At 59.7% G+C, this 24,984-nt stretch carries 22 protein-coding genes; 11 read left to right on the top strand and 11 right to left on the bottom strand.

Annotation, left to right across the window (positions count from 1 at the left end; translation table 11 throughout):
• From ATY79_RS29520 to ATY79_RS29500, 5 genes are all read left to right on the top strand, one after another.
• On the top strand, positions 1-795 hold the full coding sequence (locus ATY79_RS29520) for a glycoside hydrolase family 16 protein (protein WP_088705742.1): 795 nt from the start codon (positions 1-3) through the stop codon (positions 793-795).
• 1,265 nt (positions 796-2,060) lie between these two features.
• The gene (locus ATY79_RS31110) at positions 2,061-3,059 is read left to right on the top strand and encodes a glycosyltransferase family 2 protein (protein WP_189638100.1); all 999 of its coding nucleotides are present in this window, start codon (positions 2,061-2,063) and stop codon (positions 3,057-3,059) included.
• On the top strand, positions 3,056-3,982 hold the full coding sequence (locus tag ATY79_RS29510) for a glycosyltransferase family 2 protein (RefSeq protein ID WP_088695111.1): 927 nt from the start codon (positions 3,056-3,058) through the stop codon (positions 3,980-3,982). Before ATY79_RS31110 ends, ATY79_RS29510 begins: the two co-directional genes overlap by 4 nt.
• Complete coding sequence (locus tag ATY79_RS29505; RefSeq protein ID WP_088705740.1) at positions 3,979-4,986, top strand: glycosyltransferase family 2 protein; 1,008 nt, start codon at positions 3,979-3,981, stop codon at positions 4,984-4,986. The genes ATY79_RS29510 and ATY79_RS29505 overlap by 4 nt, the downstream gene beginning before the upstream one ends.
• A 4-nt stretch (positions 4,987-4,990) precedes the next feature.
• Positions 4,991-7,348 carry a polysaccharide biosynthesis tyrosine autokinase gene (locus ATY79_RS29500; protein ID WP_088695113.1) on the top strand — a complete coding sequence of 786 codons (2,358 nt, stop codon included), beginning with the start codon at positions 4,991-4,993 and terminating at the stop codon, positions 7,346-7,348.
• Here the strand turns inward: ATY79_RS29500 and ATY79_RS29495 are convergent, their stop codons facing one another.
• Positions 7,349-8,086, bottom strand: a complete 738-nt coding sequence (locus ATY79_RS29495; RefSeq protein WP_088695114.1) for a metallophosphoesterase family protein — start codon at positions 8,084-8,086, stop codon at positions 7,349-7,351.
• A gap of 159 nt (positions 8,087-8,245) precedes the next feature.
• Between ATY79_RS29495 and ATY79_RS29490 the strand changes: the two genes are divergently transcribed.
• Positions 8,246-9,346 (top strand): monooxygenase, encoded by a 1,101-nt coding sequence (locus ATY79_RS29490; protein ID WP_088705739.1) that lies wholly within the window; start codon positions 8,246-8,248, stop codon positions 9,344-9,346.
• A gap of 3 nt (positions 9,347-9,349) precedes the next feature.
• Here the strand turns inward: ATY79_RS29490 and ATY79_RS29485 are convergent, their stop codons facing one another.
• The 4 genes from ATY79_RS29485 to ATY79_RS29470 form a co-directional block, all read right to left on the bottom strand.
• Positions 9,350-9,814, bottom strand: coding sequence for an Rrf2 family transcriptional regulator (locus ATY79_RS29485; RefSeq protein WP_088695116.1), 465 nt, complete (start codon positions 9,812-9,814; stop codon positions 9,350-9,352).
• Positions 9,815-10,001: 187 nt separating this feature from the next.
• Entirely contained in the window at positions 10,002-11,204 is a 1,203-nt protein-coding gene (locus tag ATY79_RS29480; protein WP_088705738.1) for an adenylate/guanylate cyclase domain-containing protein, read from the bottom strand.
• Between the two features lie 30 nt (positions 11,205-11,234).
• A complete protein-coding gene (locus tag ATY79_RS29475; protein ID WP_088705737.1) occupies positions 11,235-12,854 on the bottom strand; it encodes an MDR family MFS transporter in 1,620 nt (539 codons plus the stop codon).
• 113 nt (positions 12,855-12,967) lie between these two features.
• Complete coding sequence (locus tag ATY79_RS29470; protein ID WP_088695119.1) at positions 12,968-14,134, bottom strand: HlyD family secretion protein; 1,167 nt, start codon at positions 14,132-14,134, stop codon at positions 12,968-12,970.
• Positions 14,135-14,270: 136 nt separating this feature from the next.
• On the opposite strand from ATY79_RS29470, the gene ATY79_RS29465 reads away from it, so the two are divergent.
• Entirely contained in the window at positions 14,271-15,173 is a 903-nt protein-coding gene (locus ATY79_RS29465; protein ID WP_088695120.1) for a LysR family transcriptional regulator, read from the top strand.
• Between the two features lie 9 nt (positions 15,174-15,182).
• On the opposite strand, the gene ATY79_RS29460 is transcribed toward ATY79_RS29465, so the two are convergent.
• The 3 genes from ATY79_RS29460 to ATY79_RS29450 form a co-directional block, all read right to left on the bottom strand.
• Positions 15,183-15,440: a hypothetical protein gene (locus ATY79_RS29460; protein WP_088695121.1), complete on the bottom strand. Its 258-nt coding sequence runs from the start codon at positions 15,438-15,440 to the stop codon at positions 15,183-15,185.
• 52 nt (positions 15,441-15,492) lie between these two features.
• The gene (locus tag ATY79_RS31815; RefSeq protein ID WP_245306932.1) at positions 15,493-15,630 is read right to left on the bottom strand and encodes a hypothetical protein; all 138 of its coding nucleotides are present in this window, start codon (positions 15,628-15,630) and stop codon (positions 15,493-15,495) included.
• 151 nt (positions 15,631-15,781) lie between these two features.
• Positions 15,782-17,833 (bottom strand): NAD(+) synthase, encoded by a 2,052-nt coding sequence (locus tag ATY79_RS29450; protein ID WP_088705736.1) that lies wholly within the window; start codon positions 17,831-17,833, stop codon positions 15,782-15,784.
• 277 nt (positions 17,834-18,110) lie between these two features.
• Here ATY79_RS29450 and ATY79_RS29445 point away from each other — a divergent pair, with 277 nt between their 5' ends.
• Complete coding sequence (locus tag ATY79_RS29445; RefSeq protein WP_088705735.1) at positions 18,111-19,208, top strand: NAD/NADP transhydrogenase subunit alpha; 1,098 nt, start codon at positions 18,111-18,113, stop codon at positions 19,206-19,208.
• Positions 19,209-19,543: 335 nt separating this feature from the next.
• Positions 19,544-20,584, top strand: coding sequence for a porin (locus tag ATY79_RS29440; protein ID WP_088705734.1), 1,041 nt, complete (start codon positions 19,544-19,546; stop codon positions 20,582-20,584).
• A 163-nt stretch (positions 20,585-20,747) separates the two neighbouring features.
• Here ATY79_RS29440 and ATY79_RS29435 read toward each other — a convergent pair whose 3' ends face one another.
• Positions 20,748-21,242, bottom strand: coding sequence for an Rrf2 family transcriptional regulator (locus tag ATY79_RS29435; protein WP_088695126.1), 495 nt, complete (start codon positions 21,240-21,242; stop codon positions 20,748-20,750).
• A gap of 232 nt (positions 21,243-21,474) precedes the next feature.
• Positions 21,475-22,503 (bottom strand): CorA family divalent cation transporter, encoded by a 1,029-nt coding sequence (locus ATY79_RS29430; RefSeq protein ID WP_088695127.1) that lies wholly within the window; start codon positions 22,501-22,503, stop codon positions 21,475-21,477.
• 266 nt (positions 22,504-22,769) lie between these two features.
• On the opposite strand from ATY79_RS29430, the gene ATY79_RS29425 reads away from it, so the two are divergent.
• Entirely contained in the window at positions 22,770-23,675 is a 906-nt protein-coding gene (locus tag ATY79_RS29425) for a universal stress protein (RefSeq protein WP_088695128.1), read from the top strand.
• Positions 23,676-23,719: 44 nt separating this feature from the next.
• Here ATY79_RS29425 and ATY79_RS29420 read toward each other — a convergent pair whose 3' ends face one another.
• Positions 23,720-24,064 carry a helix-turn-helix domain-containing protein gene (locus ATY79_RS29420; protein WP_088695129.1) on the bottom strand — a complete coding sequence of 115 codons (345 nt, stop codon included), beginning with the start codon at positions 24,062-24,064 and terminating at the stop codon, positions 23,720-23,722.
• A gap of 107 nt (positions 24,065-24,171) precedes the next feature.
• Here ATY79_RS29420 and ATY79_RS29415 point away from each other — a divergent pair, with 107 nt between their 5' ends.
• Positions 24,172-24,918 (top strand): glucose 1-dehydrogenase, encoded by a 747-nt coding sequence (locus ATY79_RS29415; RefSeq protein ID WP_088695130.1) that lies wholly within the window; start codon positions 24,172-24,174, stop codon positions 24,916-24,918.
• Positions 24,919-24,984: the final 66 nt, after the last annotated feature.

Below are 24,984 nucleotides of genomic sequence, written 5' to 3'. Positions count from 1 at the left end.
ATGACGACCCAAATCGCCCATGCGCGAAAACTTTGCCTCAGCCTTCTGACCATCACGGCAGCCTGCGTTTCAGCGCTGCCGGCTTTGGCACAACAGGCATCCGGAACGTCCTTTGTCGATGACTTCGACAAGATCAATCGTGGCTTCTGGTACGTTTCGGACGGCTGGAACAACGGCGCCCACCAGAACTGCACCTGGTCGAAGAACAACGCTAAGGTCGAGAACGGCGCCCTGCAGCTCTCGTTCGCGGACGGAAAGTCCAAGGACCGGAACTATCTGTGTGGCGAGATCCAGACGACCAAGCGTTACGGCTATGGCACCTATGAAGCTCGTATCAAGGCCGGCACTGGCTCTGGTCTCAATTCCGCGTTCTTCACCTACATCGGCCCCGCCGACAAGCAGAAGCACGATGAGATCGACTTCGAAGTGCTGGGCAAGAACACCGGCGAGGTGCAGGTGAACCAGTATGTGCAGGCCAAGGGCGGCAACGAGAAGCTCGTTCCGGTTGGCAGTAAAGCCGATGAGGGCTTCAATGACTATGCCTTCATCTGGGAAAAGGATCGCCTGCGCTACTACCTGAACGGCAAGCTTGTTCAGGACGTTACTGATCCCTCGAAGATACCGTCCACCCCGCAGAAGATCTTCTTCAGCCTATGGGGTTCGGACACGCTTTCGAACTGGATGGGTCGTTTCGACTACACGAAGCCGGCCGTTCTCAGCGTCGATCGCGTGGCTTTCACCGCGCTCGGCGACAAGTGCCAGTTCCCTGAATCGATCGCATGCACGCTCAACTGACCAGCGTCCCGCAGGCACTCAGCCCCGCAGAGGCCGACACACAAAAAGGAACGTCGATGCTCAAAGTGCTCTACCTCGTGCATGATCTGTCAGACCCCGCCGTACGGCGGCGGGTGCTGATGCTGCGCGAGGGAGGTGCCGAAGTCGTGCTCGCCGGTTTCCGCCGTGGAGAGAACCGGCTTGCCGAAATGCATGGCGTCACGCCGATCGAACTCGGGCGCACGGCCGATGCGAAGTTTGCGCAGCGCATGAGTGCTGTCGCAAAGGCGATAGCGGGCCTCAAGGCGCTGTTGAGGAACGTGGAGAAGCCCGATCTCATCATCGGACGCAATCTGGAAGCGCTGGCCGTCGCGCACAAAGCCAACACGCTTTTCGGCGGCAGCGTTCCCGTTGTCTACGAATGCCTGGATATCCATCGCCTTCTGCTGCGCGACGACATGATCGGCAAGGCGATCCGCCGTGCCGAGGCGCATTTCGGCAAACATGCAAAGCTGATCCTGACGAGTTCCCCCGCCTTCATAGAGAACTATTTCAATCCTCGATCCGGCGTCAAAGCCGAGACGCTTCTGATTGAAAACAAGGTTATCTCGCTCGAGGAAGCAGCCGTCGGGCCGGCATTCGGCCGCCCCCTGAAGCAACCGGGGGAGTCGTGGAAGATTGGCTGGTTCGGTGCGCTTCGGTGCCGCAAATCGCTCGGCCTGCTCGCCGATTTCTCGCGCCGCATGGAAGGCAGGGTCGAAATCGTTCTGCGCGGTCGCCCCGCCTACTCCGAGTTCGACGATTTCGACGCGTTCGTGCGTGACGAGCCCTATCTCCGTTTCGAAGGCGCCTACCGCAACCCCGAAGATTTGCGGACGATCTATGATGACGTCCACTTCTCATGGGCGATCGACTTTTTCGAGGAAGGCCTCAATTCGAGCTGGCTTCTGCCGAACCGGCTCTATGAGGGCTGCCTGTACGGCGCTGTCCCGATCGCCCTTGGGGGCACCGAGACGGCACGTTTCCTTGAGAGCCGCAACATCGGCCTTGCACTTTCGGAAGCGACCGTTTCGCAGCTCGAACATCTGTTCGAAAGCCTGACCGGCGATCGTTACCGCGCATTGAGCGAGGCCGTCGCCGCCAAGGATCGCAAGACCTGGCTTGCCGACCGCAGCGATTGTGCTGCTCTCGTCGCGAGCCTTTCCCGCCTTGTTCCGGCCACCGCAGAGAGGGGCGGCGCCGGCGCAATTACTCCCACAAGCGTATCTCCAGAAGGGTGGACAACCATGAAGCCTGATGTCGGTGCCAGCGTCTCCAGTCTCATCATCATTCCCTGCCTGAATGAAGAAAAACACATCGAGGCTCTGGTCGCCAAATTGAGCCTCGAACTCGATCACATGAATGCCCGGATCGTCGTCGCCGACGGCGGCAGCAAGGACGCGACACGCGACATCGTCGCCCACATCAGCGCCGCCGATCCGCGGATCGTGTTGCTGCACAATCCTCGTCGGATCCAGAGCGCAGCAATCAATCTCGCTGTGCAGACCTTTGGCCGAGACTACGATTACCTGATCCGCATCGACGCGCATGGCGACTACCCAGCCGATTACTGCCGTCGCCTTGTGCAGGAAGCCGTGCTGACTCAGGCGGACTCCGTCGTGGTCGCGATGGAAACCGTCGGCTTCGGCGTCTTCCAGAAGGCAACGGCCTTTGCTCAGAACTCCAAGCTCGGGAACGGCGGCTCCAAGCATCGCGAGGGCGCCAAGGGTCATTGGACCAATCACGGCCATCACGCACTGATGCGCATCGCAGCCTTCGATGCCGTCGGCGGCTATGACGAGACCTTCAGCCATAACGAGGACGCGGAACTTGACTACCGCCTGAAGCAGGCAGGCTTCGGCATCTGGATGACCGACAAGACCCGGATGACCTACTATCCGCGCTCGACCATCTCGACGCTGTTTCGCCAGTACCTCGGCTACGGTCGAGGTCGGGCAAAGAACATTCTCAAGCATGGCAGCATGCCTAATCTTCGGCAGATGCTTCCGCTTCTCGTCGTACCGGTCTTTATCGGCGCTTTTCTTGCCGTTCTGAACTGGGCGGCCGTCATCCCATTCAGCCTCTGGGCCGTTGCATGCGTGGGCTATGGCTTCTGGATGGCCATCGGCCACCGGAACCCGTACGGCCCGCTCGCCGCCGTTTCAGCGATGGTGATGCACTTCGCCTGGTCAGCAGGCTTCTGGATGGAGCTTCTGAGCTTCCGCGGCAGAAAGGTCTCCTCATGAGTGATGTGAAACCCATGCGGATCGACATCGGCGTTTGCACGTATCGCCGCGCCTCGCTTGACGAAGCGCTGCTTTCGCTGGCGGTCCTCGCCGTGCCTGATGGCGCAACGCTGCGGATTATTGTGGCGGACAACGACAAGGTGCCGAGTGCGAAGGAACGGATCGATGCGCTTCGCCCGACCATTCCGCATGAAATTACCTATGTGCACTGCCCCGCCTCGAACATCTCGATTGCCCGCAATGCATGTCTGGACAACGCGACCGGTGACTTCCTCGCCTTCATCGACGATGATGAGGACGCCTGCGAAGAATGGCTCGTGGAATTGCTTGCTGTCGCCAGCAAGACCAAGGCGGATGCCGTCCTTGGTCCTGTCCGCAGCGTCTATTCGTCCACGGCGCCGAACTGGATGCGCGAGGGCGACTTCCATTCCACCCTGCCCGTCTGGGTCGGCGGCGAAATCCGCACCGGATACACTTGTAACGTCCTCCTTCGCCTCGACTCGCCCCATGTTGTCGGGCGCCGCTTCAACCTGGCGCTTGGGCGCACCGGTGGCGAGGACACCGAATTTTTCAGCCACATGCATGCCGATGGCGGCGGGATCGCCTTTGCGCCCGAGGCTTATGTTTATGAACCGGTGACCGAAAGCCGCGCTGGCCTATCTTGGCTCGCCAAACGCCGCTTCCGCTTCGGCCAGACACACGGGCGGCTACTCCAGGAAAAGAACACCGGCTTGCAGCGGCTAAAGCAGGTCGGCCTCGCCGGCGCCAAAGCAGTCTTCTGCTATGCCGCGGCGCTTGCCTGCATCTTTTCCCCGATCCCTCGGTATCGCTACGCCCTTCGCGGCCTCATGCATACCGGCGTGGTCAGCGGTCTGCTGGGCGTGCGTGAAATTCGTCAGTATGGAACGGCGGAGGCCGCATGACGCAAACCCAACCCGACGTCAGCTTCATCGTCGCCGCCTATAATGCGGCGGAAACGCTCGCCAAGGCGATCGATAGCGCGCTTGCACAAAGAGGCGTCTCGGTCGAGGTGATCGTCGCTGATGACTGCTCGACGGACGAGACAAGAACCATTGCGGATCGCTACACAGACAGGAACGTCAAGCTGCTGGCCCTCGCCCGCAACGGCGGGCCTGCGGCAGCGCGTAACGCGGCCCTGTCGGCCGCGACAGGCCGTTGGCTTGCCGTTCTCGATTCCGACGATACCGTCGAACCGGACCGGCTGCGGCGTATGATCGAGCGCGCCGAGAAGGCTGACGCTCAGATTGCAGTCGACAATCTCCGTGTCATTCGCGCCGACGGCACTCCGCCGGAGACGATGTTTACCGCACAATCGCTGGCAGAGACGCCCGAGCTAACGCTTCCCCTATTCATACGATCGAATGCCCTGTTTCAGACAACGCATAACTTTGGTTATCTCAAGCCAATCTTTCAGCGCGCCTTCATCGAACAGCATGGACTTCGCTTCAACGAGGCCCTCAAAGTCGGCGAGGACTATCTGTTCCTCGCCTCGGCTATAGCACTTGGTGGACGCTGCGTGATCGAGCCAATCCCCGGCTACGACTATCAGATCCGCGAGGGATCGATTTCTCGCGTTCTCGCCCTTCACCACATCGATGCCATGATCGAAGGCGATAAGGCTTTCCTTCGAGATCACAAGCTGGATGCGGAGGCGGCGGCCGCACAGGAGTTTCGCGAACGAAGCCTCCGCCGAGGCCGCGCATTCCTCATCCTCGTACAGAACATCAAAGACCAGTCGATCTCCGGTGCGATCAAGACGGCTTGGAGCAATCCGTCGGCGGTGGCGCATCTCAAGATGCCGATCGCCATTCGGATCCATCGCGCACTCGCGCCGCTTCGCCACTTGGTAAGTCCCCGGACCGACCTGACAGCCATCGATGGCGTGACCCGCTCCCGCAAAGGATAGAGCCATGAACCAACGGAACCTGACCTTGCACAGCACTCTGCCCAAAGCGGCCGACGATTCCGATTCCTTTATCGACATCGATCGCCTGATCGCAATCCTCATCCGCCGCTCCGGATCGATCGCGCTCTGCGTTGCGGCGACCGTGACGCTTGCCGTCGTCTTTCTGCTCTTCGCGACGCCGCAATATACGTCGATGACACAGATCCTCCTCGACGACGACATCGCGAAATATGCGCAGGATCCGACCCCGGCCGCCAGCTCGCAGCAGGTCGACATGCAGATTGCCAGCGCCGTCGAAATCCTGAAATCGAACCAACTTGCGCTTCGCGTGGTTGATGCCGAGAAGCTGCAGGACAATTCTACAATTCTTGACCCCTCACAGTCGCCGGTCGAGCTAATCAAGTCCGGCGTGAAGCTGATCGTCAGCGCCTTGGCGCCTGGCGGTCCGCCGGTAACGGAAGACGATGCGCGAAACGGTCGCCGTCAGAAGGCAGCCGCCTTGCTGCAAGAGGCTGTAGCGGTATCGCGGGTCAATCGCAGCTCCGTTCTCGCAGTTTCCTTCCGCTCGACCGACAAGCAGCTCGCGCAACGGATCACCAAGGCCTACGCCACTGCCTACCTCAATGACCAGCTGAACGCCAACTTCGACGCGACGGAAAGCGCCTCGGTGTGGCTGCAGCAGCGCCTCGCGGATCTTCGCGAACGGTCGCAGCAGGCTGCACTCGATGTCGCGAAGTTCAAGGCCGAGAATGGCCTGACGTCCGCCAATGGTGAACTGATGTCGGAACAGCAGCTTGCCGACCTCAACAAGCAGCTGATCGTCGCGCAAGCCGACAGCGCCAGTGCTTCGGCCCGTTACAACCAGTTCAAGTCGATCGTCGACCTCGGCCCCGACAGCGCCGTCAATAACGCGGCAATCTCGTCCGGCCAGACGGACAACACGGTGATCCAGGACCTGCGCACCCGCTATGTCTCGGTGAACAAACGCGAACAGGAGGTCACCACAAACTTCGGCGAGAACCACCCGCAGGCCGTCGCACTGCGCGCCGAAAAGCAGGACCTGACCCGGCAGATCTATCAGGAACTGCAGCAACTCACCTCCAGCTACCGCAACGAGTTCGAGGTCGCCCGTTCACGGGAAGCCTCGCTTCGCCAGAACATCGAACACCTGACGGGCAAGAACTCGGAAGCCGACAAGTCGCTCGTCCAGCTCAACGATCTCGAGCAGCGGGCAACGGCCTTGAAGACACTTTACGAATCCTACCTCGGCAAGTACGAAGAGGCCTCGCAGCAGCAGTCCTTCCCCATTGCCAAGGCTCGTGTGATCTCTGAGGCAGGCGTGCCGGTTTCGCCGTCGAGCCCGAAAAAAACCATGACGCTCGGCCTTGCCATCGTCCTCGGCCTGATGGCCGGCGGTGCGCTCACGGCATTCCAGGAATTCCGCGAACGTTTCTTCCGCGTCGAGGGCGATGTCAGGACGATCCTTGGACTCAAATTCCTCGGCTACTTGCCGCTAATCGGCAAGCCACCCCGGGAGAGCAAGATCTTCCGGCCCCGCGCCAATCCTCCGGTTGACCCGGCGGAAGCGGCTGCCGATTCCGGCGCAACTTTCGAACGCATCATGCGTGTTGTGCTGGAAGCGCCGCGGTCGGTCTTTGCCGAAACCCTGCGCAATGCGAAGCTTGCGAGCGACGTCATGTTCCAGGGCAAATCGGACCGCGTCATCGGTGTCGTTTCAGCGATGCCAGGAGAAGGCAAGTCGACCACGGCTGCCAATTTCGCGGCGCTTCTCGCCTCCAGCGGCAAGCGTACGCTGCTCATCGACGCCGATCTTCGCAACCCCGGCCTGACGCGCATGCTGAGAACCCCTCCGCAGCAGGGTCTCGTCGAGGCCGTTCTTGGTGAAGTTCCGTGGGCGAGCGCCGTCAAGGTCGATCCGCTGACGAAGCTGGCAATCCTGCCGGTTCTACCAAACGATCATCTCATGCACACGAGCGAACTGCTGGCTTCGCAGGGCATGTTCAATCTGATGGAAAATGCGCGCAAGATGTTCGACTACATCGTTGTCGACCTCGCGCCGCTCGGCCCGGTCATCGACGCCAAGGCATTCGCCCCGCAGGTCGACGGCTTCCTGTTCGTGACCGAATGGGGCTCGACACCAACGAGCGTCGTGCGTGACCTTCTAAACGCCGAGCCGCAGATCAAGTCCAAGATCCTAGGTGTGATCCTCAACAAGACCGACATGACCGAACTCGGCAAGTTCACCAACTTCGGCGGCACCGAACGCTACCGCCACAAATATGTGAGCTACTACACCGAAGAGACGTCGAAGAAGCGGGAGCCAGCGGAAGCCGGCGCTTGATCAGGTCTGGAATAGATGCACCCGCCCCTTCCATAGCCTGGCAACGGTGAGTTTGCCGCTGTGGAAGGCGCCGGTATCGAGATTGAGCCTCATTGGCAGAACCTCCGGCTCCTCATTCGGCGTGTGGCCGTGAACGATCACCTTCGGTAGCGGCTGACGGCTTTCAAAAAAGCGATGACGGATGAAAACGAGGTCGTCGTCGCTTTGCGCATCGATCGGCAGCATTGGATCGATGCCCGCGTGCACGAATAGCACATTCGGTGTATCAACGAAGATCGGCAGGGAACGCAGAAAATCCACGTGCGGCTTCGGAATCGACTGCTTGACGAAGCTATCGAGCTTGGCGGCGCTCGAAAAAACCAGCGGTAGCTGCTCCGGGTCGAGCCCGTAGGAGCGCAGAAGCGCATCCGACCCCATTCGCATCCAATCCGAGAAGGAAACCAGACCATCAAGATAGTCGAGCATCGTGGTCTCATGGTTCCCGGTCAGGCAGATACGGTCGAAATTCTCGGGCGGAAGCCCCATCAGGTGCGAGATCACCTGTGCCGATGACGGCCCGCGATCAATGTAGTCGCCGAGCGTGATGATCAACTTGCGCCCCGGGATCGCGGCGGCATCGTCGATGATCGCCTGCTCTGCCTTCTGCAGCAGGTCGAGTCTGCCGTGAATGTCGCCGATGGCATAGATCGGAATATCGCCAGGATCCAGTTTCAGCCGCTCACGGACCGTCGAAGGCATGTTGAACCTCTCATTGCAGGCATCGAAGCATCACAGTGATTCGCATTGGCGCAATCAAACGACAATAAAATTCAATCGCTCGTGCATTCGTAGAAAAACGCGCCTTATCATTGCACCTGCAATCCATCAATCCTAGAGGCGCAACTGATGGGAGGAGTGATGGGGACCGTATCGCGGTTTCATGACCGGACAAGACCCACCGCGCACCGTATAGAAAGCGAGGAAGAGGCGATAGCGACCGCACGCCGTCTTGCCGCGAACTTCGCGCTGCAGGCCAGCGAGCGAGATATCAATCGGGTCTTTCCTCGCGCGGAACTCGACGCCCTTTTTCAGTCGGGACTGACAGCCGTCACAGTTCCCCCTGAGAACGAGGGGCTGGATGTCGCCAACGCACTTCTCGGCGAGATCGTCGCCATCATCGCTGAAGGCGATTCTTCGATTGCCGAGTGCCTTGAGCATCATTTCACCGTACTCGAACAGTTCCGGAACGACCCGAGCGAAGAGCGAAGAGACTTGCTCTTCGCTCGTGCGCTCGCCGGCGATCACTTCACGGCGACAGCCTTCGACACCGCGGGCGCAGCCAGTCCGCTCGGTGTCGCCTATGAACTGAAGGGGCGGAGCTTGAGGTCCCCCGGCCTGCTTTTCGCCGATTGGATCGTGGCCGACGCAATCGATGCCGAGGGCGAGCAGGTTCGCTTCTATCTTGCCCGCGAGAGCGAAGGCCTGCAAATCATCGATGACTGGGATGGTTTCGGACAGAGGACGAATGGTGCCGGGACAGCGGTCGCCCAGGGCGTCACCGGCGACGCGAAAGCTGCAACGGACGATGGGCCGCGCCGTCACACGACGGCTTCGGCCCTGGCTGCCCTTCTCCATGCGGGCACAGACCTCGGCATTGCCCGGGCCGCTCTCGCCAATCTTCGGGAGTTGCCGCGCTCAGCCGATATCGGCAAGCTTGCCTTCTCCGTGCAAGCGGCTGCCGCGCTCGTGGAAAGTGCCGGCGGCAAGCTCGATTTTTCTCAGATCGGGCCGTCTGCCACCACGATCGATGCCGCGTTCTTCTCTGCTTCCACCGCCAAGGTCACCGCAAGCCGGACCGCCCTTGATGTCGCCAACGCACTGTTCGAGCTGTCGGGCAACGGCGCGACAAGCATCGGCCGGAATCTCGATCGATATTGGAGAAATGCACGCATTCGTGCGAACGATGCGGCCGCTGACGAGCTGTACCGGGCGGCCGCAACGCACTATTTCGGCGGCTGACCTTTAGTTGGCGACCGAGAGAGCCGCTTCTTCGTCGGCATCGTCCAGTTTGTTGCCGGATGCGACGAATTGCTCGAGCGTCATGTTGTCGAGAATGTCGGCGATCGCGTCCCGGACCTCAGTCATGGAGCGCCGCACCTGACAGGTCTCGGGATCCGAACAGTCGTCACAGGCTTCGAAGGCCGTACGGCTGGCACAGCGGATAGGCGCTAAAGGACCATCAAGCGTACGGATGACATGGCCGATGCGAATTTCAGATGCCGGACGCGACAATGAATAACCGCCGCCCGGGCCTTTCTTCGAACGAAGAATGCCGACATTTCGCAATTCCAAGAGAATTGTATCAAGGAACTTCTTTGGAATGTTGTTGCGCGAAGCAACGTCGTTAATGAAGGCCGTTTCCCCCGGTGCAAGCCGCGCCAAGTCGACCAGTGCCTTCAAACCATACTTTCCTTTTTTCGTCAGCATTTCTTGTTGCCCTACGCCCCCATACTCTCCATCCCATTATTCAGCAAATAACGCCAAAACCGTGAACACACAACAAATAGCTATTATTTATATAGTTTATATTCGCCTTCCACTTTCCCGTAGACATATCGGCGCTTGCGCCCGACTTCATGGCGCGATGGTCCTTTCGAGCAATCGTTGAAAAGGCTCACGATTCCGGCAAGCAGAAGAGCTCTACCTTCTCCGGGAACCCCTTAAACGCGTGCCGCCCGGCCGAAACGGCTTCGGCGCGCGCCTCTTTCCGAAATCTGCCTGACATCAAGAGCGGGACGCGCAAGTCTCCGCATGCCGTCTGGATGCGGCTGAGGAGGTTCACATCGGGGCCGATCAAGGTGAAGTCGAGGCGACGGCCGGAGCCGATATTGCCGTAGCTGACTTCGCCATGGTGCAGGGCAATGCCGACATTGAGAGCAAAATCCTCGAACTCGAACCGATCAATCTCACGCAAAATGCCCTTGGCGGCTATCAACGCCGAAGCGCTGCTGCGGGCCGGATCATATCCAGGAAAGAACGCGAGGACGGCATCACCCATGAATTTCAAAACTTCGCCGCCTTCCCGCGTGATGGCGGGAATGACCTTGTCGAAATAAGCGTTGAGCAGCTCGAGCACGCTGTTGCTTGGCAGCCTGTTCGAGATCTCCGTGAAACCACGCAGATCGCAAAGCAAAAGAGCCGCCTCGATGGATTCGATCTCACCTTGCCGGACTCGCCCGGCAAGGATGCGCTGCGCTGTCAGCGGACCGATATAAGTATCGAGCAGGCTGAGTTCGACTTGCCGCATCACCCGCAATTCGCAGGTGTTGCGCAACGCTGGTAGGATCCGCTCGAGAACCTGAATTTCGGCAGGCGTAAAGCCGCCCGGTCGCCGTGTGCCGAAGGCCGCCGCACTCACCGGCCCGTCGGCATTGCAAAGAGGCGCGATCATCAATTGCACGAGCCCACGGCCAGCAAAGATATCAATATCCTGCCAGCGCCCATGCATACTCTCGCCCAGCCCGACGACGAGCGACTCGCGGCTGTCCATCACCTTGCGCAACGGACTGCTGGCAAACGTCTGGCGCGCGCTATGTTCGCGATCGTGGATCTCGACCGGGTCGCCGGGAGCCCAGGCGAGTGTGCGGCCGATCAGTTCCGGATGAAGCGTCATGAGATGAAGCGTCAAGCGATCGATCGGCAGTCCTAATAGCAGCAGGCGGCGGCCGAGGGTGGAGAGCAGGCCGGGCTCATCGAGCGCATGGCATTCATCGCCGGAGAGCCACTCGATCAGCGACAACAGTGAGTTTGTACTGGCTGCTACGCGATCCGTCTTTGAAGGGCGCGTCTCGGTTTCGATTTGGAGGAGGCGGTTCATGGCGTTTCTCCCTGATCGCGGAGTGAGGCGCTAGTGAGCGTCGCCCCCGGACAGATGACCTGGCTTCTTCAGCCGCAACGTTGCGAGCAGTGCGACGAGCAATGCGGCACCGAGCACGAAGAACGTGTCGCTGAAGGCCATGATGTTGGCCTGCTTGCGCAGCTTGAACGCGATGGCAACGACGGCCTTGTGGGTGGCAACGGCCTGATCGCTGACACCGTGGCTCATGAAGTAGGCGGTCAGCTTTGCGACACGATCCCGAGTGGCTTCCTCAAACACCGAGACCGAATTCGTCAGGATGTTGGAATGGAATTGCTCGCGCTTGGTCAGAAAGGTCTGCAGGCTTGCGATGCCGACGGCGCCCCCGAGATTTCGCATCATGTTGAACAGCGCGGATGCAGAGCCTGCATTCTCCTGCTCGATGCCTGCCGTTGCGACGGCCGAGAGCGGCGCGAAAACAAGCGCCTGCCCAACGGCGCGGATGACGTTCGGCCAGAAGAGCTGGTCGCTCGCATAGTCGGCGGTCATGTAGACATTCATGAAGTTCGAAGCGGCAAACAGCGCAAAACCGACGGCGATCAGCAAACGAACGTCAAAGCGCTTCATCAGACGGGGCACCAGCGGGATCAACAACAGCTGTGGAATGCCCGTCCAGGCGAGGACCATGCCGATTTGCTCGGAGTTGTATCCCTGGATGCGCGACAGATAGATCGGAAGAACGAAGGCAGAGCCATAAAGGGCGATCCCGAGCAGGACATTCGCCACAATGCCAAAGCCGAAATTGCGACGGGCGAGAAGCCTGAGGTTTAGCAGCGGATGAGCCGTCTTCAGCTCGATAATGAGAAACAAAGTCAACGAGACGACGGCGATGATCGACAGTCGGATGATGAAATCCGATCCGAACCAATCCTCTTTGTTTCCTTCCTCCAACACCGTCTGTAGGGCGGCAAGGCCGATTGCCATGGTGATGATACCCGGCCAATCGCCCTTTGCGAGCAAACCGAGTTTCATCGGAGCGCGATCGAGCGACGCCCAGAGCATTCCCACCATCAGCAAACCGGGAACCAGATTGACGTAGAAGATGAACTCCCAGCCGTAGTTCTCCGTCAGATATCCGCCGATGGTGGGCCCGATGGCGGGAGCAAAGGTCGCCGAAAGGGCAAAGAGCGCCAGACCGATCGGCTGCTTGGGCTTTGGCAGCAGCGTGATGATAATGGTGAAGGCCATGGGGATCAGCACACCGCCGGCGAAGCCCTGAACGGCGCGCAGCACGATCATCTGCTGAAGGTTCGCCGCGAAAGCACAGGCGACGGAAAATAGCAGGAACAAAATGGCGTTGGTCAGGAGATACTTGCGGACGGAAAAGACCTGAGCAAGCCAGCCGCTGAGAGGGATGACCACGATCTCCGCAATCAGGTAGGACGTCGAAATCCAGCCGCCGTCGTCCTTACCCGCGCCGATCGCACCCTGGATGTCCGCGAGCGAAGCGTTGACGATCTGGATATTGAGGACGGCCATGAACGCGCCGAGCGTCGAACCGACGACTGCGCTCCACATTCGAAAGGCGCTCATCGCGGCTGCAGGCTCCGGAGCCGCGGCGTCCACAGGACGCCGACTCGAATTGTTGGCGACAATCTGAAGTGTAGCCATGACGTCTCTCCTTCCGGCTATGCGGAAACAATCTCATGACGAGGTTCGGCTGATAATTCGGGAAAGGAGGGAAGGATCATCCAGTCAGACTGGATAATCCTTCCCGGGACCACCTATCTGACGGCCGCTTTGGTATCGATTTCCGGCTCGACGGACATTCCGGCGCGAAGCAAACCGCTCACTTTCTCGTCGTCGATGACGATCTTCACCGGGATGCGCTGGACGATCTTGGTGAAGTTGCCGGTTGCATTGTCGGGAGGCAGCAGCGAGAACTCTAGCCCGCTCGCGGGCGAAATGCTGTCGACATGGCCCTTGATTTCCACGTCGGGGAAACTGTCCACCTTGACCTCGACAGGCTGCCCGGCGCGGACATGGGTGAGTTGTGTTTCCTTGAAGTTAGCGACGACGTAGACGGAATGCAGCGGCACAACTGCCATCAACTGCGTCCCCGAGGTTACGAACTGTCCGACTCGAATGGTGCGGGCGCCGACGGTGCCGTCGACCGGAGCGATGATCTTTGTGTAGGAAAGGTTGAGCTCAGCCTGATGCTGGGCGGCGGCGGCGCGCTCACGCTGCGCGACAGCCTGCTCGCGCTGTGTCTGAAGAACGGGCACCTTCTTTTCCGCGGCAACCAGCGTGGCCCGATCCCGTTCAAGTGCCGCCTGCGCCTGATCGCGAAGTGATTGGCTCTGTTCCGCCCGCGACTGCGTGCCGGCACCGTTGGTGATCAACCGCTGCGAACGGGCCGCATCGGAACGGGCAAAATCCAGCGTCGCCAGTGACGCATCGATCGTCGCCCTCGCCTGGCCGATGATCGACTGCTGCAGCTCGATCTGAGCATCGAGATTGGTGATGGCAGCGGTGGCTGCCTTTACGTCGGCTTTGGCCTGGGACAATGCTGCCTGATGGTCGCGATCATCGATCTTGGCAAGCACCTGCCCAGCCTTGACCGCATCGTTGTCGCCGATAAGGACTTCGGCGACGTAACCCGAAACCTTCGGCGCAACCGTCGTATAGTCGGCCTTCACATAGGCATCGTCGGTAGATTCGATGAAGCGGCCAACCGTCCAATAGTGATGGCCATAGTCGGCCGCAAAGGCGGCACCGGCAAGAAGCGCAGCAGCAATGATCGTTCGCTTGACGATTTTGCGGCTGTTCTTGCCGCTGGCTTCGACGGCAGGTGCGACATCCGCAGCCGGTGCGACCGGGGCTTCGGCGACCTTTGCGACCTCGGGGTCGCCGGCGACCTCGAAGGCTTCCTTGCGGGGTAATTCGACCATTGTCCTTCTCCTGTGACTTGCCTCGCCATGCGAGGTCAAATTCGATGAGATGGACAATGCGCCGTCAGGTCTATTCTGATAATCTGCTTAGATCGGGAAGGATCATCAACTCAGAGCGGATAATCGGAGAACCCCAATGGACCGGCTGACGAGCCTTACAGTCTTTGGCCGCGTCGTGGAGTGTGGCGGCTTTTCAGCAGCCGCACGCCGTCTCAACATGTCGGTGACGATGGTTGGCAACCACGTGCAGTCCCTCGAGGACAGGCTCGGAGTCAGACTGCTCAACCGCACGACGCGCAAGGTCAGCCTTACGGAAACCGGCAAATACTACTACGAACGCTCCGCTCAGATCCTGGCTGACCTCGAGGAAGCCGACGGCATCGCCGGAGCGATGAGTTCGACACCGCGCGGCACGCTCAAGGTCTATACCAGCGCCGCTATCGTTCGCTTTCTGCTGCCCGTTGTCAGCGAATTTCTTGAGCTTTACCCTTCGGTCGCCCTCGACCTGAGCGTGGGGGAACGGATGATCGATATGATCGAGGAAGGGTGTGACCTCGTGATCCGCACCGTGCCGCCGCCAGATTCAAGCCTTATCGTCAGAAAGCTGACGCCGTGGAGGCACATCCTCGTATGTTCGCCAAACTATCTTGAGAACCATCCCATGCCGCGGGTGCCAGAGGATTTGACCAACCACAACTGCCTGCAGTATGCCTACTACCCCTACGGAGACGAGTGGCGCTTCGAAGGTTCAGATGGTGCGCAGGTGAGCGTAAAGATCGGCGGCAACATCGTATCCAATAGCGCCGAGACCCTACGGCACCTCACAACGACCGGTCAGGGCGTCTTCCTGGCACCGAGTTTCGTTGTGTTCGACGATGTTGCCTCGGGAAGTTTCGTTCGAATGATGACTGATTATCGTGCCGTCGAGTTCAGCATCAACGCCATCTACCCAAACCGCAATCACCTGCCCACGAAAGTTCGCCTGTTCATCGATCTGCTCGCGGAGCGCTTCGCGGAGCATCGAAAATGGATGACGTAAGGCCCTCGGTCAGTTCGTGTTTTGCGTCGGCGGTGGCGCGACGTTAGGGCTGTTGGCTCCGGCCGGCACTCTTGGTGCGGGGCTTGTGCCGCCGCTTGTCCAAACACTGAACGCCAAAACGACCATCGCCACCACGAAGGCGACGGCACCCAGCAACGCCCAGATGGAGAGACTGCGCCCTTCTCTGGACAGGGCCTCTTCCTGCGCTTCGTAGGCAGTGTGCCGATCGGTCGAGTGATCGTCCGGCCTGTTGTCATTGGCTGTCATCGTTGCACCTCCGGCAACGAAACGCAGCCGGTGTTCGGCAAGTTCCAGGAGATCAGATCAGAGGATCGCGGCCCTGGGCCACGCTGAGGTTCAGTTCGCGAGCGATGTCCTCTGCATCCCTTTTGCTGAGGCCGACGAAATCCCTACCGTCCGAAGCCGCCGGCAGGGACGTCAAGGTATCGATGATCACCCACCTTCCACGTAGGTCCTGACGAATCTCGTAGCGGGGGAGATCTGGGAGAACTTCAGGTGGACAAGGTTCATCCGTCACGCTTCACAGCTCCCTCAGTGTTCTCCTGGATCTTATCTGCAGCGATGCCTCTCTTTTGCAAGGCTTTGGCTTAACCCTTTACATCAGGAACATTGGCTTTCAATTCCTTCAGCCATATCCGTGCGTTACCGTCGGACGGCGCACGCCAATCGCCGCGCGGAGACAGCGAACCGCCCGACGTCACTTTCGGGCCATTCGGCGATGCCGACCGCTTGAACTGGCTGATCGTGAAGAACCGGAACAAGAAAACCTCCATCCAGTGCTTGATCATAGGCAGATCGAAGCTGCGGCGCTTGTCGGCTGGGAAGTGCGGCGGCCAGACGCCTGCCTCGGTATCCCGCCAGGCATTGTAGGCAAGGAAGGCGATTTTCGAGGGGCGAAGGCCGAAACGCGTCGTGTAGAAGAGAGCGAAGTCGTGTAGATCATATGGCCCGATCTTATCCTCCGTGCTCTGCATGACGCCGTTCTCATCAGCCGGAACCAGTTCGGGCGAAATGAGCGTGCCAAGAACACTCTCCAGGGTCTCATTTGCCTCCGCGTTGAAATCCCCGGAGCGGATCACCCAACGGATCAGATGCTGGATCAGGGTCTTCGGCACCGACGCATTGACGTTGTAGTGGCTCATCTGGTCGCCAACGCCGTAGGTCGACCAGCCGAGGCCGATTTCCGACAGGTCTCCGGTTCCGAGCACCAGCGCATTCCGCTGATTTGCAGCACGGAACAAGAAGTCGGTGCGTAGGCCAGCCTGGACGTTTTCGAAGGTCGTATCGTAGACCGGCTTGCCGCCCGCGAATGGATGCTTCAGGTCCTTCAACAATTGCAGCGCCAGCGGCCTGATGTCCACTTCCTCGGCGGTGACGCCCATGCTCCGCATCAGCGCCCAGGCGTTCGTCTTGGTGGCATCGCCCGTTGCAAATCCCGGCATGGTGAAGCCGAGAATGTCCGACCGCGGCCAGCCCAGCTGGTCGAAGGCGCGTGCCGCGACGAGTAGTGCATGGGTGGAATCGAGCCCGCCCGAAATGCCAATGCAAAGCCGCTTGATGCCGGTCGAGCGCAGCCGCTTCATCAGCCCCTGCACCTGTATGTTGAACGTTTCGTAGCAATCCTGATCGAGCCGGCTTTCATCAGCCGGCACGAAGGGGAAGCGTGCAACATTGCGCTTCAAGCCTATGTCACCCTTCGGCTTCTTGAACGGGAACCCGACCCGCCGGAATTCGTGTTCGGCGGTGAGATTGAGCGTGGTCGCATCGTTGAACGTGCCGGTTCGCAAGCGCTCGAGCCGCAGCCGTTCAACATCAATATCCGCCACGCACATCTGCGATGTCGTCGGAAAGCGATCGGTTTCGGCAAGCATGCTGCCAAGCTCGTAAATGCAAGCCTGACCATCCCAGGCGAGATCCGTCGTCGATTCGCCGGGGCCTGCGGCGGAATAGACGTACGCGGATAGGCTGCGTGCCGACTGCGCCGAGCAGAGAAGCTTGCGGGTATCCGCCTTCCCGACCGTTATGTTGCTCGCCGAAAGGTTGGCGAGGATCAACGCGCCCGCCAACGCCCCGAAATCGCTTGGCGGCGCCGGAGCCCAGAGATCCTCGCAGATCTCGATATGGAAGACGAAATCGTCCATATCCTCAGCCGCGAAGATGAGGTCCGTACCGAAAGGCACGCTCTCGCCGGCGACCCGAATACTTTCGCCACGGACGCTGCGTCCAGAGGCAAACCAGCGCTTCTCGTAAAACTCGCGATAGTTTGGGAGGTGCATCTTCGGAACGACGCCGAGAACACGCCCCGCGTGAATGGCGACAGCGCAATTGTAGAGCCGCCCGCCGCTCTGCAGCGGCGCGCCGATAAGAAGTACCGGCGTGAGCTCGCGACTTGCCCGGACAATCTCGGAAATCGCAGCATCCACGCCCTTGAGAAGCGTGTCCTGCCCCAGCAGGTCATCGATCGAGTAGCTGGAGATCCCGAGTTCGGGGAACACCATGAGGCCAACGCCCTCGGCATGTCCTTGTCGCGCCAGCTCCAGCGTCGCCTGCGCATTGAAATCGGGATCGCCGATCTCGCAAGTCGGCGTGCAGGCCGCGACGCGGACAAAACCTTGATCATAAACCGAATAGAAATTCACCCATGCCTCCAGCAGCCACGCGTCTTATGCCTGACCATTACATCCAAAAGCCGCCAGGCAAAACCTGATCTCACACTGCCAGCGACCTTATTCGACATCACTCATGCAAGCTACGACCAGTATCCTTTAAATTGAAAGACTTATCGCCAGTTGTGACGATGCAAAAATTCACAAAGCAGCCCAAAATAAAACTACGAAACTGTCATAAAACTATGGAAGAGACGGCCTATATCGCTCGCGCGCCGCATTTCGATTTACCCCTTTTCCAGAGCGATGAATGTCCAACCTTGTCCGCGTCCGTGCCGGGCTTCTTCGGGAAACACATCCCGGTGAGCGTCGGGTTGCGTTGACGCCGGAGGATGTGCGGCGCCTTTCCGGACGAATGTCGATTTGGTTCGAGCGCGGATGCGGCGTCGGCGCAGGCCATGCGGACGACGCCTATATCGCCGCCGGCGCAAAGCCCGTCGATTTCGCTGACATGGTATCCTCGTCACACATGTTCGTCAGCGTGCGACAGCCGGCAGCCACGCGGGTATTTCCGGCGACCTCAATTCTTATTTTCCTTGGTTCGAATGCGCCCCAGGACACCCGTCCTCTCGCTGGACAGCAGCCGCTCCATCTCGACATCGCCCAGCTTTCCGGGATGCAAGGCCTAAAGGGTGCGGATATCTCTTCGAGACAGGCAGCCATCACCGGTCACGCCGCCGTCTTGGAGGCAGCAAGGCAATTCGGCATTTCGCATCCGATGCTAATGGTGGACGGAAGCTTCGTGCGACCGGTCAAAATGGCCGCCTTGGGCAGTGACGCAGCAAGCCTGCAGGCATTGGCGACCGCACGCCGCCTCGGCGCACTGACCCATGGTTTTGGCCTTGGAAAAGATTTGCAAGCGAAGATCGAACGGCTCGGTGCCAAATTTCTCGACACGTCATCGGAGCAAGAGCTGGCGCGGCTTCGCCAAGAGCTTTCCGGTCCCCTGTCGAAGATGCAATTGATCACGACCAGCGTCGTGAATCCCGGTCAAACCGCCCCCGTGCTGATTGACGAGGATATGGTTTCACGGCTCAGCCCGGGAACGGTCATCATCGATCTCGCCGCTGAAAGGGGCGGAAATTGTGCGCTGACCAAAGCCAATGAGACCATCAACATCTTCGGCGTTCGAATCATCGGCTCCACGACGCTTGCAAGCGACGAGGCAGCCGAGGCGAGCCGGCACTTCAGTAGCGGGCTGACAAATTTGCTGGAACACCTGATCGACGGACATGGCACTCTCCGGCTCGATCCCGGCGATTCCGTAACGGCCGCGCTCACGGATAAGGCGCGCATCCAGCGAGGCGCATTTTTACATGATTCCGGAACGCGACTGAAGAAAGGATGAACGCGACCGCGCGACAAAATGCTGCAATGCAACATTGTTATCCGGATAACATGAGCTACAAAAACGTGTTGAGTAACAATCGGTTATAGCCTGCGGTAGTAAACGTATTCTTGCGCAGAAAGCGATAGTTGCCTTTGCGCAACACCCAAATTCCGCCTTGCAGCAAAACTCAATTTTGACAGTATCTATGATTGATACATTTGATCGGAAATGTAATTTGGCGCTGCGGACGTACCGCGTTTCCCGCAAGGGCTTGTACGAAACAATTTGGGGTAGGTAGAGCCGGTTTTCGGCAGTGATGACCTGTGCCCAATCGACAGAAGATTGGACTGACTATGAACATTAAGACGATCCTCATGAGCTCGGCGGCGGCCTTGGCTGCTATCTCGAGCGCACAGGCTGCTGACGCCATCGTTGCTGCCGAGCCGGAGCCGGTTGAATACGTCCGCGTTTGCGACGCTTACGGCAGCGGCTACTTCTACATCCCGGGCACCGAAACCTGCCTGAAGATCAGCGGTTACATCCGTTTCCAGGTCAACGCCGGCCCGAACGCCAGCGCGACCAAGGGCAGCGGCGCCAATGTCGCCAACGACTCTGACTGGGACGCCTACACCCGTGGCCAGGTTCAGTTCACTGCCAAGAGCGACACCGAATACGGCCCGCTCACTGGTGTGATCGTCCTGCAGACCAACGCCGACAACGCTTCCTCACAGGCGGCTCTGCTTGACTCCGCCTACATCGACATCGCTGGCTTCCGCGCCGGTCTGTTCTACAGCTGGTGGGACGATGGTCTCTCGGGCGAAACCGACGACGTCGGCAGCAAGGTTACGCTGCATAACTCGATCCGTTATCAGTATGAGGCGGACAACTTCTACGCTGGCATCAGCGTTGACGAGCTGGAAGACGGCTACTACAGCAGCGGCGAAAATCCGAACAACGTCGGCGTAGCAGTCGCCATCGGCGGCAAGGCTGGCGTATTCACCTACCAGGTCACGGCTGGCTACGACACGGATAACGAAGAAGGCGCTGTTCGCGCCATGGGTACGGTTGCTATAGGCCCGGGCACCCTCGGCCTCGCAGGCGTCTATTCGAGCGGCCCGAACTCCTACTATCAGGCTGCTGAATGGGCAATCGCTGCTGAATACGCGATCAAGGCGACCGACAAGCTGAAGATCACCCCGGCTGTCCAGTACTACGGCAACTACGGCATCACTGCGGGCGACTTCAACGACAACAACGATGCCTGGAAGGTCGGCCTGACGGTTGACTATCAGATCGTCGACAACCTCTACGCCAAGGCAACCGTCAACTACCTCGACCCGGACAACGGCGACGACGTGACGACTGGCTTCTTCCGCCTCCAGCGCGCATTCTAATCAAAAAGCGGCGCCGCGTTTCTGCCTCTCTCTGTGGTTAAAGTCATGGGGAGAGGCAGCGCGGTGCCGCGCTTGAGAGTTTCTGATCAGATTGACCTCCGATCAGTTAGGAGGGGTGGCTCGGGTTCCCTGCCCGGCCGCCCCTTTCGTTTTAAGGATAACGCTACTCGGCGGCGTGGTGGCCACTCACGAAGCTCGCATCCGCCGGCTGCCGGGCGCCGGCCGATTTCTGTGCCTCGAGGCGGCGTAGCTCCGCCACGCTGTCTTCGATGGTCACCGAACCAAGCATGTCGACGACGGCCCGCTCGGCTCGATCGCAAAGAAACTCCGAGAGATCGCCGATATTCTCGCCCACAAGGCCCTCATGTGGGATGTCGTGCCGGGTCGCCCAGATCTTCTTGTCGCCGGTTACGGCAGCATAGATCTGGCTGAGCAATATCTGGTTGCGCGGCCGCGCCAAGCTGATACCACCCTTGCCACCCTGAGCGGTGGCGAGGATGCCGCCTTCATTGAGCGGCAGCAGCAGTTTGCGTACGAAGCTGGCGCTTGTATCGAGCCCTTGCGCAAGTGATTGGCTCGTGGTGCGGAGATTTGCCTCTTCGTTGACAGCCACACTGATGACAATCTGTAAAGCAGTCGAAAAGCGCGTGTCGATCATGCTGAGTTGGGGCCTTACGTCTGAAGCCGGAGATCACAGATATTTACCGCGCAAATCCATTGTCAAGAACGCGTGGTTGAAATCACGGCGACGTGACTGAAACCTCGGGTAAGGCGCGGAGATCAGCGACGCGGCGCGCAGCGAAATGACGATGAAGACCGTGGCCACCCACATGGCGCGTGCCGCCCTCACTGCTGGAACGCATTGCCTGTACACGTGATACTGTCACTGGTCAGAGCCAGCCGATCCGCCGAAGCACCCAGAGCGTCGCAACCGATGTGACCGTCACGAACACAACGATGATGATGAAGGCCCAGGTGTCGTTGACCCCCGGAATGCCTCCGACGTTCATCCCGAACAGGCCGGCCACCACGCTTGGCGGCAGTAGCAGGGCCGCCAGCGCCGCCAGTCGGTTGGAGTTGCGCGCAATCCGCTCACTGATCACGGTCGAAAGGTCGTCATGCAGAATGCCCGTGCGGTCGCGAATAGCGTCGAGGTATTCAATGAAGCGCATCAGCTTGTCGATCACTTCGCGCATCCGCAACTTGTCGCGCTCAAGGAGCCATGGCGCGTCGTCATGCTCGATACGGTTCAAAGCATCGCGTTGCGGTGCAAGGTAACGGCGAAGCTGAACGGACCGCCGGCGCAACAGCTTCAAGCGCTCGCGCACCTCGCTTGCCTCACCTTGAAAAATCATCTCGTCAAGCTCGTCCACCTCTTCATCCATGGAGTCGAGCACGGGCTCCAGATCGCGCACAAGTTTGTCGCCGATCAGCGACAGGAGATCTCCAGTGCGATGCGGGCCTTTGCCTTTCTCGAGCGCCAGACGAATGTCGCGAAGCGCGGTAATGTAGTGGCCGCGGTCCCGTAGCGAGATAACCTTGTTGACGTCGACCCACATGTGCAGTGGCACGAGATCGATATCGGTCTGCTTCTCCGGCTCTTCGTCCGGAGCGGTCGCGCACACGCCGCGAAGGATGATCAAGAGCCCATCGTCGACCGGTTCGACGCGTGGCCGCGTCTCCTCTTCGAGAAGCGCTTCCGTGACGAAGCTGTCGAGGCCGCTTTCCCTGTTGATCCAATCGGCCGCCGCCGCATGATTGCGTTCGAAATGCAGCCAGATGATCCCGTCCTCGGGCTTCCATCGTCGCGCTTGGGCAATATCCAGCTGAGTACAGCCACCCCGCCCATCCAAGAGCAGGGCGAAGCGCAATCCGGGCTCCGCGCCATAACTGAGCTTAGAGGTAGCTGGCATCTCCATCGCGCACCGCACATCGCCAGAGGGAACCCAAAAATGCAGCCAACACAAAAGCTTGGCACCCGAAATTCTAACAGGTCGCGATCAAGGCGCAAGACCGCCGGGAACAATGCCAGCGACATCACGCAACCTGGAATGCCGGCGCCCGCCTAGTCGACAAGTTCTCAAAATAGGTTGCCTTCGTCTGCAGAGACGATTTCAACACCGGCTATATTGGCGTATTATCACCGAGTAACTTTGCGAGGCCGATCCAAAGAAGGAGGGCCGGCGTGACCACGACAACCAGCGATCACCAAAACTGGTCAGAAGGCTTCAACGCGCCTAACGCAGGCGCGGTGCCGCGCAACGTTCGTGACCTCACTCAGGATGCCGATGTTATCGTGCTGCTGCCCGATCCGTCCTCGGCACAGTCCTGCCTAGATCTGGCCGACGACGCGGCCGATGCCGTACAGGATAGCATCGCCGCCGTACATATCGGTGCCGACCCACTGGCGATGCTTGTGTCGGCTGAGGAAATCGAATTGCAGATGCTGCGGGAGCTTGAGGAAGGATCGACCCACGAGCGGTACGAGCGCGTCAAGCGGCTCTTCGGCGAGTGGAAACTCAGCGCTCCTCACCGGCAAAGCCTGGTGCTCGGCGATTGCCAGGGTGACCTGCGCCGCTGCGTCGGCGACGTGTGTCAGAACGCGTCGCTTGTCATCACGCCCTACAGGGGCAATCTCGATGCCCGTGATGTCTTCCACAATGTCCTCTTTCATGAAGGCAAGCTTGTGCTCGTCCCGCCGGCCAGTGGCTACCGCGGACATCTGCTGGACCACGTTCTCATCGGCTGGAAACCGCATGAGCACGCGCGCCGCACAATGGTTGCCGCAAGGCGCTGGCTCCTCGCCGCCAACCGTATAACCGTGCTCTGTGTCGACGATAAGCCGAACAGGCATTACGAGAGCACCGCGAGGGAAATCTGCCGTCAGCTGGGACTCGATGCCGAGATCGTCGTCACCTCATCAACCGGCCGCTCGGTCGGCAACACCATCCTCGATTTTGGCACATCGGTGAACGCCACGTGCATTCTGATTGGCGCGTTCAAGCATGGGTATCTGCTCGAACTTCTCCTCGGCCGTGTTACCTATCGCCTGCTGTCCCATGCCACTGTTCCGCTGCTGATGAGCCATTGACAGGCGCCCAGCAAAGACGGCTCGCCCAACCCGTTGTATAGCTGTCAATCCGCCTTCGCTTCTCGGGGAAACCATCCGTAAGCACTCAGAATGGCCGTAGCGAGACCTGGAAAGCGTTCATCCAATTCCGAACAGCGCGAATGGTTACGCATTTCGACACCCTGACGCTCGCAGCGGATAAGGCCGGCCTCGCGCAGCACCTTGATGTGGTTCGATAGCGATGACTTGGGGATTACGCGCTCGCGCATGTTGGCAAACGCAGCGCACGTCCCGCCGGAACCGCTGCCCGCAATTTGCGCGAATATCGCCGCGCGCTCCGGATCGGAGAGGGCATGCAGGATAGCTTCAGGCCGTACGTCCTCTATTGCTGGATGAAAGAGCGGTCTCATGATTTTTGTATATGGGGGCTTGAAACCAAGATCAACAGTTCCGAATTTCCGAACTACGGAACAACGCCGTCAGTTCCGACGGCACTCCGAGTAGAAAGGAATGCAGGATGGGCAAGCTCGCTGGAAAAGTCGCCGTCGTGACGGGAGGCTCCAAAGGGATCGGTGCCGCGATCGCCAAGGCACTCGCAGCCGAAGGCGCACAGGTGGTGGTGAACTACGCTTCGAGCAAGGCGGGAGCAGACGCAGTGGTCGAGACGATTACGGCGGCCGGTGGCAAAGCCATCGCAGTCCAAGGCGACGTTTCGAAGGCCGAACAGGCGCAGGGATTGGTGGACGCTGCAGTCAAGGAATTCGGTCAGCTCGACGTGTTGGTCAACAACTCTGGCGTCTACGAATTCGCGCCGATCGAGCAGGTGACCGAGGAACAATATCGTCGCATGTTCGACGTGAACGTTCTGGGCGTTCTGCTGAGCACCCAAGCAGCGCTCAAGCATCTCGATGAGGGCGGCAGCGTCATCAACATCTCGTCGGCGGTGACCAGTCTGGCTCCGCCAGCCTCCAGCGTCTACACCGGGACAAAGGGCGCAGTGGACAGCATTACCAGCGTGCTTGCCAATGAGCTGGGCCCGCGCAAAATCCGGGTCAATGCGATCCTCCCGGGCATCGTCGAGACCGAGGGAACCCACACAGCAGGGTTTATCGGCTCGGATTTCGAGCGCAGCGCAGTGACCCAGACTCCGCTCGGCCGCATTGGCCAGCCGGACGATATCGCCGGGATCGCCGTCTTCCTCGCTTCCGACGATGCCCGCTGGCTGACCGGCGAACGACTGGTCGCAAGCGGCGGTTTTCGCTGATGATCCGTTGATGGTGTGCGTGCTCCTTCACCGGGCACGCACATCGCCTCGCGGCTGTAGCGCGCG

The organism is Rhizobium sp. R693 (genome assembly GCF_002211315.1).
GTDB lineage: Bacteria > Pseudomonadota > Alphaproteobacteria > Rhizobiales > Rhizobiaceae > Rhizobium.
Note: the sequence above shows the minus strand (reverse complement) of the source record. Positions and strands in the feature narration are given on the sequence as shown.